Genomic DNA, 11,412 nt, shown 5'->3' on the forward strand with positions numbered 1-11,412 from the left:
GCCGGGCGGACCGGCCGTCACGTCCGGCGTCGCGGGGTTTCTCACGTCGCATTGCATGAACAGTTGTTCAGATGTAGGTCTATGTAGTGATCACGAGACGACGCGGCCCCGGCGTGCTGGCCGCCCTGTTGACCGCCGCCGCGCTCCTGGCGGGCTGCGGCAGCGGGGCCGGCGGCGGGACGCCGGATCCCGGCGGAGAGCTGGCCGTCGCGCTGCAGTTCCCGCCGCGCGCGAACTACGCCTTCGACGCCGACGACGGTGCCCGGCTGCAGACCCTCGGCGTCGTCGAGACGCTGACGACGGTGGACGACCAGGCGCGCCCGGCACCGATGCTGGCGACGGAGTGGGAGCAGCAGGGCAATGCCTGGCGGTTCACGCTGCGCCAGGGCGTCACCTTCCACGACGGCACCCCGCTGACCCCAGAGGCCGTCGTCACCGCACTGCGCTACGTCGCCGGCGTCGAGGCGCCACCGCGGGCGATCCGGGACATCGGTTTCGCGATCGAGGCCGACGGCCCGGACGCCGTCCGGATCACCACGAGCGAGCCCGACCCGGTCATGCCGCTGCGCATGTCCAGCGGCAATCTCGGAATCCTGTCCCCGGCCGCCTACGCCGGGGGTGGTGCGCCCGAGTATCTGCGCAGTGCCACCGGCCCGTTCGTGTTCGAGGAGGCGAACGGCGCCGAGTCCGCGGTGCTGGTCCGCAACGAGAACTACTGGGGCGAGCCGGCCGGCGCCGCCCGGGTCACCGTCCGCTACGTCGAGGACCCACAGGCCCGCGCGCTCGCCGTCCAGGCGGGCGACGTCCAGTTCGCCGAGGGACTGCCGCAGGCCCAGCTCGAACAGGTGCGCTCGGCAGGCGCCGAGGTCATCCAGTATCCGGCCGCGCGCACGGTGCCGCTGCAGCTCAACCAGTCCGCGGAGCCGTTCTCCGACATCCGGGTGCGTCGCGCCGTGACCGCGGCGATCGACCGGCCGGTCCTGGCCCGGCAGGTGCTCGCCGGCGGAGCCGCCCCGGCCTCCGACCTGTTCGGCGCGGCCGTTCCGTGGGGTGAGAGCGCCCCGCCTCCCGGCGCCGACGTCGAGCAGGCGAAGCGACTGCTCGGCGAGGCCGGATACGGCCCGGACAATCCGCTGACCGTGCAGCTGTGGACGTTCCCGAACCGGCCGGAGCTGCCCACGCTCGCGAATGCGATCCAGGCGATGCTCGGTGAGGCCGGGATCCGGGTCGAGATCACCGTCGGCAACTACGACGCCCAGGAGCCCGAGGTGCTGGCCGGGAAGTACGACATGTTCCTCAACTCGCGCAGCTACCTGTCCGACTTCCCGGATGCGGCGAGCACACTGACCTCCGACTACACCTGCGAGGGCAGCTACGCCATCGACCAGTACTGCAGCCCCGCCTACGATGCGCTGATCGCGAAGCTCAACGTGACCGTGGACCCGGCCGAGCGGCAGCGGTTGTTCACCGAGGCCGCGGGCCTGCTCACCGCCGACGCCGTCGGCGTGATGCTGGTGCACCCGCTCGACACCGCCGTGCTGCGCGGCGCGACCGGGTTCACCCCGGATCCGCTGCAGATCAGGCCGGTCCTGCCGCAGCTGACGCCGGTCGGGTGACCGGGCTGCTCCTGCGCCGGCTGCTGGTCGTGCCGCCGGTCCTGCTCGCCGCGTCGGTGCTGGTGTTCGCGCTGCCCAGGATGGTCGGCGTGGACCCGGTCCGCGCGGTACTGCGGGCCCGCACGGCCGAGGCGGTGCCGGACCCGGCGACGGAGGCGCGTGTGCGGGCCGAGCTGGGGCTCGATGCCTCGGCGGTCGAGCAGTACCTGCGCTGGACGGGTGCGCTGCTGCGCGGTGACCTCGGGTACGGCTACGTCTCCCGCACGCCGGTCCTGGAGCAGGTCGGCTCCGCCGCCGCGGTGTCCGGCCTGCTCACCGTGCTGGCGCTCGCGCTGGCGGCGGCGGTCGGCATCCCGGCCGGGGCGTACGCGGCCCGGCGCCCGGGTGGGCTGCTGGACCGGTTCGTCGGTGCGGGCACGATCGCCGGGGTCGCGGTGCCGGAGTTCGTCCTCGCACCCTGGCTGGTGCTGGTGTTCGCGGTCGGTCTCGACGCCCTGCCCGCGGTCGGCTGGGGCGGGCCGCAACATCTGGTGCTGCCGGTGCTGGTGCTCGCCGCCTACCCGGGCGCGCTGGCCGCCCAGCTGGTCCGGGTGGAGACGGTCGGGATACTGGCGCGCCCGCACGTGCTCGTCGCCCGGGCGAAGGGGTTGGGGGAGCACACGGTCCTGTGGCGGCACGGGGCGCGACTGGCGACCACGTCGGTGACCGCGCTGGCCGGGATGTTCGTCGCCGGCCTGCTCGGCGGGTCCGTCGTGGTCGAGGTCGTGTTCGGCATCCCCGGCCTGGGCAGGTTGCTGCACCAGGCGGTCCCGGCCCAGGACCTGCCGGTGATCCAGGCCGGGACGCTGCTGGTGATCACCGTCGCGGTGCTGGCCGGCGTGCTCGTCGAGATTCTCGCGACCGCGCTGGACCCGGTACTGCGTTCCGCGGAACGCGCCCGATGAGCAGGCCGCACGCGCAGGATCCGCGATCCTCGACCGGTGAGCGCGTTCCGCGGAACGCGCCGGGGTTCCGCGGCACGCGCTCGCCGCCGGAGTCCCGCGGGACGCATCCGATGAGCCGCTCGCACGCGGAGGACCCGCGATCCCCGATCGGTGAGCGCGTTCCGCGGAACGCACCCGAGCGCCCCGCAACGCGCCGGCCGACGGAGTCTCGCGGAATGCGTCGGGAGACGGAGTCCCGCGGAACGCGCCGGATGGGGGCGTTCCGCGGAACGCGTGAGGCGTCGGCGTTCCGCGGAACGCGCCCGGCGGTCGGGCGGATCGGGTCCCTGCCCGGGTGGTGCCGGGAAGGTGTGGTGATCGCCGCGCTCGCCGCCGTGCTGCTCGTCGTCGCGCCGCTGCTGCTCCCCGACCCGCACCGGGCCGACTTCGCCGCGCTGCTGGCCGGGCCGTCGGCTGCGCACCCGCTCGGGACCGACCAGCTGGGCCGGGACCTGCTCTCCCGTCTCGTCCACGGCGCCCGCCTGACGATCGGGCTGAGCGTGTTCGCCGTGCTGCTCACCGGCACGGTCGGCGTCGCGGTGGGGATGGCGGCGGCCGCGACCGGTGCGTTCGGGCGGCTCGTGATGCGGTTCGTCGACGTGCTCGCGGCGATCCCGGTCGTGCTGTTCGGGCTGCTGGCCGCGGTGGCACTCGGACCGGGCATCGCGTCGCTGCTGGTGGCCGTCACCGCGATCGCGTGGACGCCGTTCGCCCGTCAGGCCTACCTGCTGACGCTGGCCGAGCGCGGCCGGGAGTACGTGACGGCGGCGGTGGCGCTCGGCGCGGGCCCGGCGTGGGTGCTCGTCCGCCACATCGCCCGCAACCTCCTGCCGCCGCTGGCCGCGCACACCTGCGTGCGCTTCGCGAGCACCCTGCTCACGATCTCCGGGCTCTCCTTCCTGGGGCTCGGTGTCCAGCCGCCGACCGCCGAGTGGGGCGCGATGGTGGCCGAGGGTCGCGAGTACCTGTTCACCGCGCCGCTGGTGGTGCTGGTGCCCTCGGCCGCCGTGGTGCTGACCGCCGGGGCTGCCCTGTGGTGGGGACGGCGCTGGGACCGGACGGGCGCACAGTGACGTTCCCGTGCGCAGCCGGTGCAGGAACGAGAAGCGGGGCCGGTGACGGGTGCCGGCTCCCCGTACGGAGAGGCAGGCTGCGGACATGAACGAGCTGGTGGAGTTGCTGACCGAGCACCTGGCCGACCCCACCTCCGGATGGAGCATGGGGGTGCCCGGGGCGATCGCCGAGTTCGTCCGGCTCGGCGACGAGCCGGTGGGGACCGGTGCGGGCGTCGTCGTCACCGGCCGGGGCGGGGTCCGGCTCGACCCGCCGGACGGGACCCGGGCGGTCGCCTACCGCACCCCGGTCGGCCCGGAGGACCACTGGAACCACGCGGTCGCCCTGTGCCTCCCGGCCGGCGATGCCCGGCGGCCGGCACGGACCGTGGTGACCGAGCTCGGGCCGGACCGCGACGCGCTGCGCGCCGCCGACCGTGACGGTGTGCTCGTCGACCTCGGGATGGGGACGGCGACCGTGGACGTCTGCGTGCGCACGTCGGACCCGGAGCTGCTCGCCGCCCTGCGCGCGGGCGAGGACAGGCCGCAGAGCGCGGAGCTGAACGCCGCGGTGGTCGCCGCCGGCCCGCACCGGGTCTTCACGACGGCCGTCGGCCGGGTCGAGGTGTACGCCCCGATCCCGCCGCCGGACGGGCGCTCGCCGGACGGCCCGCACACCCACCTGCTCCCCGCGATCCTGCGGGCCGGGCGGACACACGCGGCGACCGTCCCGGTCCCGGACGGGTACCTGCCCTGCGCGCACCTCTATCCGGCCCACCCGCTGACCGACCTGACCGGGCGTCCGCGCCCGTTCGATCCCGAGCGCCTGGCCGCCTTCGACCGACTCATCGAGCGGTTCGGCGACCCGGATCAGCGCGAGATCGCCGCTCAGGTGAGTGTCGCGGTCGCCGCCGGTCAGGGGCCCGACGGTGCGCCGGTCGGCACCGCACGCGACGGTTCCGGCACCGACGGTGTGCCGAGGGGAGCGGCTCGGCCCGGGGGAGCGGCGCGGCCCGGGCCGGTGCACCCTGCGGATCCGGTGGGCCGGGCGGCGCAGGCGGTCGCCCTGCGGATCCTCGCCCACGCCGGCGCCGACCCGGCGGTGCTCGCCGCCTGGCGCGGCCGTGCCACCCCCGAGCCGGACCTGCTCGACCCCGACGGCGACCGCAACGCCGGGTGACCGATGGCCGAGCGGCACCTGCCCGGTGCCGGCTCCACGACCGGTGATCACTCGATGCCGGCGTAGCCCTCCCGGCCGGTCCCGCGCCGGTGCTCGACGCCGTCGAGTACCAGGGCGACCTTGTCCAGGACGTGCGACCGCGGGTCGGTCATGATCGCGAGCACCTCGCTGCGCACCGGCTCGTCGAGCGTCGCGACGTAGGCGCGGGCGGGCTCCGAGAGGTCACCGGGGCGGCCGTCCGCGCCACGCACCCACCGGGTCCGGATCGCCCCGTCGGCCACGATGTCGAGGACCGCGTCGGCGACCCGCACCGCGGCAGCCGGGGGGAACCCGGCGTCGGCGAGCGTCGCGACGATCCGCCGCAGACGCTCCCCGGCGACCGCGCCGAGGTCGGTCCCGAGGTCCTGGACCAGCCCGGAGTAGCGCAGCAGCAGCTCGAAGGCGAGCGCCGCCTCGTCCTCCAGGAACATCCGCCAGCCGTCCCGCGCGTCCGGCAACGGGGTGCGGGTGAAGACCAGCTCCACGGCGGCCGAGGCGATCTCCTCCAGACCGTCGACGTAGCGGTAGAGCGTGCCCGGGGCGACACCGAGGTGCTCGGCCACCGCACCGATCGAGAGCCGGTCGACGCCCATCTCGACGGCGGCCTCGATGATCTCGTCGCGGGTCAGGCGAGGCTTGGGTCCCGGCCGGTTGCCCACCCGCACCACCGGTGTGCGCGACACCCGGGAACCGTACGCCGGGAAGGATTGCGAACGCTATTCGCGGATAGCTAAGGTTCACCTAACTATCGCGGCGGCCCGTACCCCCGTGACCGAGGAGATCCCGTGACGCAGCCACTGCCCCCGTACGTTCTCGGCCGGGTGGCCGGGGTCGAGCCGCTCACCCCGCACATGCGGCGGATCACCCTCGAGTCCGACGACTGGCTGGGCGCGGAGTCGATCGCCCCGGACCAGCAGGTGAAGCTGTTCTTCGCCCGCGACGGTGAGGTGCCGGAGATCCCCGCCGCGCCGGAGGACGGCAGCGGTGTCGCCGGCTGGTACGCGCGCTACCTCGCGGTCCCGGAGGAACGCAGGCCGTGGATGCGGTCCTACACGGTGCGCGCGCTCGATCCGGAAACCGGCCGGATGATGATCGACTTCGTCCTGCACGGCGACCGCTCGCACAGCGTCGGCTCGCGCAGTGCCGGCTCGCCCGGCGACGGCTCGCACCGCGACCGCTCGCACGGCGACGACTCGGGGCCGGCGAGCCGGTGGGCGGCCCGCGCGGCGCTCGGCGACGTCGTTGGAGTGCTGGGGCCTGCCGTGGCCGGGTACCGGGCACCGTCCGGGCAGCCCGTGCGGCTGCTGGTCGGCGACGAGACCGCGCTGCCGGCGATCGGGGCGATCCTGCAGGCGCTGCCCGCCGACGTCCGCGCGGTGGCGGTGGTCGAGGTCGCCGGTCCCGCCGAGGAGCAGGAGCTGACCTCGCCCGCCGAGGTCGCCGTGCACTGGGTGCACCGGCCGGACCCGCTGGTCGACGCGGTGCGGGCGGTCGAGCTGCCCGACGGCGAGGTGTTCGCCTGGGTGGCGGGCGAGGCGTCCGCCGTGCGGGCGGTGCGCCGGCAGCTGGTCGGCGAACGTGGGCTGGACAAGCGGGTGGTGGCCTTCACCGGCTACTGGCGCCGGGACATGACCCAGGACGACGCCCCCACGGAGCAGGACATCGCGGACGCGACCGCGCAGATGGAGGCGTCGGACTACGCCGTGTGACTGTATCCCGATGATGTATGTCATCAATTCAGATGACGCAACCCCTTGTTAAGGGAAGGCTAACTTCATAAGTTCATCGCGTCAGCGAGGAACCTGGAGGGGGCCCGGATGTCGGGTAGATCATCTGTGCGTGTGTTGTCGGCAGCGGTGCTCGCCGTCGTGCTGGGGCTGGCGGCGGGGTGCGGGTCGGGTGCCGCGGGCGAGGAGAGCGAGGCGTCGGGCACGCGGACGATCACGACCGACAAGGGGCCGCTGGAGGTCCCGGCCGATCCGCAGCGCATCGTCGTGCTCTCCGGTGGCCTCGCCGGCTACCTCTTCGCGCTCGAGAAGCCGCCGGTCGTGGCCGACACCCGGGTCCTCGGCATCACGAACTTCGACGGCGGCTTCCCGCCCGCCTGGGCCGAACCCGCCCGCGCCGCCGGCACCGAGCAGCTCCCCGCCGGCGACTCGCTCAGCATCGAGGCCGTCGCGGCCGCGCAGCCGGACCTGATCATCGGCGGCGGCCAGGGGATCACCGCGGTGCAGGCCGCGGAGGCCTACGACCGGCTGGCCGAGATCGCCCCGACCGTGCTCGTCCCGCGCACCCTGACCGCCTGGCAGGACCAGCTGGGCGCCGTCGCCGACGCGGTGAACGCCACCGACGCGGTCGCGCCGCTGCTCGACCGGTACCAGGAGAAGGCCGAGCAGGTGCGCTCGTCGACCACGATCCCGCAGGGCGAGTTCGTCTACATCGGTTCGTTCGCCTCGGAGAAGACCTACCTGGTCCCGGCGACCGCCGCGCTGCCCGCACTCGGCAAGGAGCTCGGGGTCAACCCGGTCGACGTCGTGGCCAGGGCTCCCGGAGCCCGCCTGGCCAGTACCGGTGACTCGCTGGAGATCAGCGCGGAGCTGCTCGGGGAGGTCGCGAACGCGCCGAACGCCCTGGTGGTGAACGCGGGTGGCCGGTCGCTCGAGGAGCTGAAGAAGGACCCGGCGTACGCCCAGCTGCCCGCATTCGAGTCCGGGAACGTGTGGGAGCTGCCGGCGACCAGCTTCCGGCCCGACTACGACGGCGCGCTGTCCACCCTGGACGCGTTCGGGCAGCTCTTCCCGGCACAGAGCGGATGACCGCCGCCCCGCGGGCCGCGCTGGTCACCGGCGCGGCCCGGGGCATCGGCGCCCAGGTGGCGGCTGCGCTGGTGGCCGACGGCCGTCCGGTGGCACTGCTCGACCGTGATCCCGCGGTGCGGGACACGGCCGCGCGGCTCGCCGGTCCGGCAGCGGCACGGGCGCTGGTGGCCGACGTCGCCGACGCCGCTGCCGTCGAGCGGGCCGTCGCCGAGGCGGAGTCCGGGCTCGGCCCGCTGGGCCTGCTGGTCAACGCGGCCGGCGTGCTGCGTACCGGGCCGATCCTGGACGCGGACGACGACGACCTCGCCACCAGCCTCGCCGTCAACACCACCGGCGTCTGGAACGCCGGCCGGGCCGCCGGGCGCCGGATGTACGCCCGGGGCAGCGGCGCGATCGTCACCGTCGCCTCGGACGCGTCGCGGACCCCGCGGGCCGGGATGGCGGCCTACGCGGCCTCGAAGGCGGCGTCGGTGTCGCTGACCCGCACCCTGGGTCTGGAGCTGGCTCCGCACGTGCGCTGCAACGTCGTGTGTCCCGGTGCGACCGACACCGCGATGCAGCGCGATCTCTGGCCGGACCCGGCCGACGACGGCGGCGCCGCGGCCGTCGTCGCCGGCGCACCGGAGCGGTACCGGCTCGGGATCCCGCTCGGCCGGATCGCCGACCCCGCGGACGTCGCCGCCGCCGTCCTGTTCCTGGCGGGCGACGGTGCCCGGCACATCACGATGCAGTCCCTGACCGTCGACGGTGGCGCGAGTCTCGGCCTCTGAAGCACCGAGGAGAGGCCGACCTCCCGCCGCCCGGCGACAACCGGAAGGAAACTTCAGGTGTCCAGCCCAGCTCCCGCACGCCCGCGCCCGGAGCACGTTCCCGGCGACCTGCTCGCCGCGTACCTGCCCGGATCGTTCTTCCACCGGTCACCGCGCGGGACCCTGCTCGCCGACGGCGTGCACACGGTGGTCCCTGGTGGTCCGGACGGGCCCGGCGGCCCGGGTGACGCGGCTGCGGCCACGCTCGCCGCGGTCGCCGAGGCCGGGCATCCGGACCCGGTGGTGGTCGGGGCGATCGGCTTCGCCCCGGACGCGCCGCGCAGCCTGCTCGTCCCCGCGCTGGTCCGCCGGGCCGAGCCGGGGGCGGGACCGGGCCGGCCGGTACGGGTACCGGAACCGCCCGGCGGGCCGTGGTCGGTGCACCACGTTCCGGACCCGCAGGAGTACGCCGACGGCGTCCGGCAGGCGCTGGACCTGATCGACGCCGGCGGGCTGGAGAAGGTGGTGCTGGCCCGCGCGCTGGAGCTCACCTCGCAGGCCCCCGTCTCGGTCCCGAACCTGCTCACCCGTCTGGTGCTGGCCGACCCGGGCGCCTACGCGTTCGCCGCCGACGTGACCGAACCCGGGGACCCTGCTCTGCGCACCCTGGTCGGCGCGAGCCCCGAGCTGCTGGTCTCCCGCGAGGGCGACACCGTGGTGGCCAACCCGCTCGCCGGGTCGACCCCCCGCTCGGACGACGAGGACGAGAACGAGGCCCGGGTCGCCGCGCTGCGGGTGTCGGCCAAGGACCGGGCCGAGCACGCCCTGGTCGCCGACCAGGTCGTGGCGGTGCTGCGCGAGTTCTGCACCGAGGTCGACGCCCCGGCCGAGCCCGAGGTGATCGGCACCCAGACCATGTGGCACCTGTCCAGCAGGATCACCGGCCGGCTCGCCGACCCGTCGATGAGCGCACTGCACCTGGCGCACGCGCTGCACCCGACACCGGCCGTCTGCGGTGTCCCGTTGCCTGCGGCCCGTGACGCGATCCGCGGGATCGAGCCGTCCGACCGCGGCTACTACAGCGGGATGACCGGCTGGGTCGACGCCGACGGTGACGGCGAGTGGGTGCTCGCCATCCGCAGTGCGGAGGTCTGCGACCGCACCGTGCGGCTGTTCGCCGGGGCCGGGGTCGTCGCGGGGTCCGACCCGGAGTCCGAGGTCGCCGAGACCCGCGCCAAGTTCCGCACCATGCTGCGGGCGATCGCGGTGGAGGCGGTCGCATGAGTGGCTCCGCGAGCGGATCCGCAACCGGCCCCGACCACGTCCCCTGGCCGCCCGAGGTCGCCGCCCGCTACCGGGCGGCCGGCCACTGGCACGGCCAGAGCTTCGGCGCGTGGCTGTCCCTGCTGGCGACAGCTCACCCGGACCGCACCGCGGTCGTGGGCCGGACCGGCACCACCGACCACCGCTGGAGCTTCGCCGAGCTGGACCGGCGGGCACACCGGCTGGCCGCCGGGCTGCACGGGCTCGGCGTGCGGGCCGGGGAGTCGGTCGTGCTGCAGCTGCCGAACGTGCCCGAGTTCCTCCCGGTGGTCTTCGCGCTGTTCCGGATCGGCGCCCGCCCGGTGTTCGCGCTGCCCGCGCACCGCGAGACCGAGCTGCGCCACGTCGCCGAGTGGTCCGGGGCCACCGCAGTGCTCACGGTGGACGCGCACGCCCGCTACGACCACGGTGCGCTCGCCCGGTCGACCGCAGGCGCCGTCGGCACCGTCCGCGAGGCGATCGTGCTCGACACCGGCGCCGGGGGCACCACCGACGGAGCCGTGCCGCTGACCGATCTCGACGCCGACCCGATCGAGCTGCCCGACCCGGACCCGGAGGGGGTGGCGTTCCTGCAGCTGTCCGGGGCAGCACCGGGCTGCCGAAGCTGATCCCGCGGACCCACGACGACTACCTCTACAGCGTCCGGGAGAGCGCCCGGATCTGCGGGCTGCGCCCGGACAGCGTCCACCTGGTCGCGCTGCCGGTGGCGCACAACTTCCCGATGAGCTCGCCGGGCGTGCTGGGCGCGCTGCACGCCGGCGCCGCCTCGGTCCTGGCTCCCGCCCCGGACCCGGCGACGGCGTTCGCGTTGGTCGAGCGGGAACGGGTGACGATCACCGGGCTGGTCCCGCCGTTGGCCGCCGCCTGGGCCGACGCGGCCGCCCGCACCGCGCACGACCTGTCCAGCCTGGAGGTCGTGCTGGTCGGCGGCGCGAAGTGCGGCCCGGAGCTGGCCGGCCGGATCGGACCGGCGCTGGGCTGCCGGCTGCAGCAGGTCTTCGGGATGGCCGAGGGACTGGTCAACTACACCCGCCTCGACGATCCGGACGAGCTCGTGCTGACCACCCAGGGCCGGCCGATCTCGGCGGACGACGAGATCCGGATCGTCGAGCCGGACGACCCGGCGGCGCCGTCGACGGCCGAGGTGGAGCCGGGCCGGGCGGGCGCGCTGCTCACCCGGGGCCCGTACACGATCCGCGGCTACTTCCGGGCCGCGGAGCACAACGCCACGGCCTTCACCCCCGACGGCTTCTACCGGACCGGGGACCTGGTCCGCCGGACGCCGACCGGGCACCTGGAGGTCGTCGGCCGGGTCAAGGAGCAGGTCAACCGCGGTGGCGAGAAGGTCGCCCCGACCGAGGTGGAGGACCACCTGATGGCCCACCCGGACGTCCTGGACGCGGCCGTGATCGGCGTCCCGGACGCCTACCTCGGCGAGCGGACCTGCGCCTACGTGGTGCCCCGGCCGGACGGCGAGGCACCGGCCGGTTCGGTGCTGCGCCGGTTCGTCCGTGAGCGCGGGGTGGCTGCGTTCAAGATCCCCGACCTGATCGAGATCGTCCCCGACTTCCCGGTGACCGGGGTCGGCAAGACCAGCAAGCGCGAGCTCCGCGAGGCGTTGCGCGCGCGTGCCGCGACGGAGAGGTGAGCG

General features: G+C 75.0%; 9 protein-coding genes and 1 pseudogene. 9 read left to right on the forward strand and 1 reads right to left on the reverse strand.

Features of this window, described 5'->3' with window-relative positions:
- Positions 1-86 precede the first annotated feature (86 nt).
- The 4 genes from JOF36_RS05890 (at position 87) to JOF36_RS05905 (ending at position 4,831) form a co-directional block, all read left to right on the forward strand.
- A complete protein-coding gene (locus JOF36_RS05890) occupies positions 87-1,616 on the forward strand; it encodes an ABC transporter substrate-binding protein (RefSeq protein ID WP_210025401.1) in 1,530 nt (509 codons plus the stop codon).
- Positions 1,613-2,560 (forward strand): ABC transporter permease, encoded by a 948-nt coding sequence (locus JOF36_RS05895; protein WP_210025402.1) that lies wholly within the window; start codon positions 1,613-1,615, stop codon positions 2,558-2,560. Before JOF36_RS05890 ends, JOF36_RS05895 begins: the two co-directional genes overlap by 4 nt.
- 215 nt (positions 2,561-2,775) lie before the next feature.
- Positions 2,776-3,672, forward strand: coding sequence for an ABC transporter permease (locus tag JOF36_RS05900; protein WP_210025403.1), 897 nt, complete (start codon positions 2,776-2,778; stop codon positions 3,670-3,672).
- Positions 3,673-3,757: 85 nt separating this feature from the next.
- On the forward strand, positions 3,758-4,831 hold the full coding sequence (locus JOF36_RS05905) for a DUF6925 family protein (RefSeq protein WP_210025404.1): 1,074 nt from the start codon (positions 3,758-3,760) through the stop codon (positions 4,829-4,831).
- A 47-nt stretch (positions 4,832-4,878) separates the two neighbouring features.
- Here the strand turns inward: JOF36_RS05905 and JOF36_RS05910 are convergent, their stop codons facing one another.
- Positions 4,879-5,553 (reverse strand): TetR/AcrR family transcriptional regulator, encoded by a 675-nt coding sequence (locus tag JOF36_RS05910; protein WP_210025405.1) that lies wholly within the window; start codon positions 5,551-5,553, stop codon positions 4,879-4,881.
- A gap of 102 nt (positions 5,554-5,655) precedes the next feature.
- Here JOF36_RS05910 and JOF36_RS05915 point away from each other — a divergent pair, with 102 nt between their 5' ends.
- From JOF36_RS05915 to JOF36_RS05935, 5 genes and pseudogenes are all read left to right on the forward strand, one after another.
- Complete coding sequence (locus JOF36_RS05915) at positions 5,656-6,579, forward strand: siderophore-interacting protein (RefSeq protein ID WP_307862232.1); 924 nt, start codon at positions 5,656-5,658, stop codon at positions 6,577-6,579.
- Between the two features lie 132 nt (positions 6,580-6,711).
- Positions 6,712-7,686 carry an ABC transporter substrate-binding protein gene (locus JOF36_RS05920; RefSeq protein ID WP_307862233.1) on the forward strand — a complete coding sequence of 325 codons (975 nt, stop codon included), beginning with the start codon at positions 6,712-6,714 and terminating at the stop codon, positions 7,684-7,686.
- Positions 7,683-8,459 carry an SDR family oxidoreductase gene (locus tag JOF36_RS05925; RefSeq protein WP_210025407.1) on the forward strand — a complete coding sequence of 259 codons (777 nt, stop codon included), beginning with the start codon at positions 7,683-7,685 and terminating at the stop codon, positions 8,457-8,459. The genes JOF36_RS05920 and JOF36_RS05925 overlap by 4 nt, the downstream gene beginning before the upstream one ends.
- Before the next feature lie 57 nt (positions 8,460-8,516).
- On the forward strand, positions 8,517-9,722 hold the full coding sequence (locus tag JOF36_RS05930; RefSeq protein WP_210025408.1) for an isochorismate synthase: 1,206 nt from the start codon (positions 8,517-8,519) through the stop codon (positions 9,720-9,722).
- Positions 9,719-11,409: pseudogene (locus tag JOF36_RS05935) on the forward strand ((2,3-dihydroxybenzoyl)adenylate synthase). The gene JOF36_RS05930 and the pseudogene JOF36_RS05935 overlap by 4 nt, the downstream one beginning before the upstream one ends.
- Positions 11,410-11,412 lie beyond the last annotated feature (3 nt).

Origin of the sequence: Pseudonocardia parietis, from assembly GCF_017876315.1 — a bacterium.
GTDB classification, from domain to species: Bacteria; Actinomycetota; Actinomycetes; order Mycobacteriales; family Pseudonocardiaceae; genus Pseudonocardia; species Pseudonocardia parietis.

Excerpts from the sequence above, each read along its gene's own strand:
- JOF36_RS05900 (WP_210025403.1), top strand. The coding sequence starts at position 2,776 with ATGCGTCGGGAGACGGAGTCCCGCGGAACGCGCCGGATGGGGGCGTTC.
- JOF36_RS05905 (WP_210025404.1), top strand. The coding sequence starts at position 3,758 with ATGAACGAGCTGGTGGAGTTGCTGACCGAGCACCTGGCCGACCCCACC.
- JOF36_RS05925 (WP_210025407.1), top strand. The coding sequence starts at position 7,683 with ATGACCGCCGCCCCGCGGGCCGCGCTGGTCACCGGCGCGGCCCGGGGC.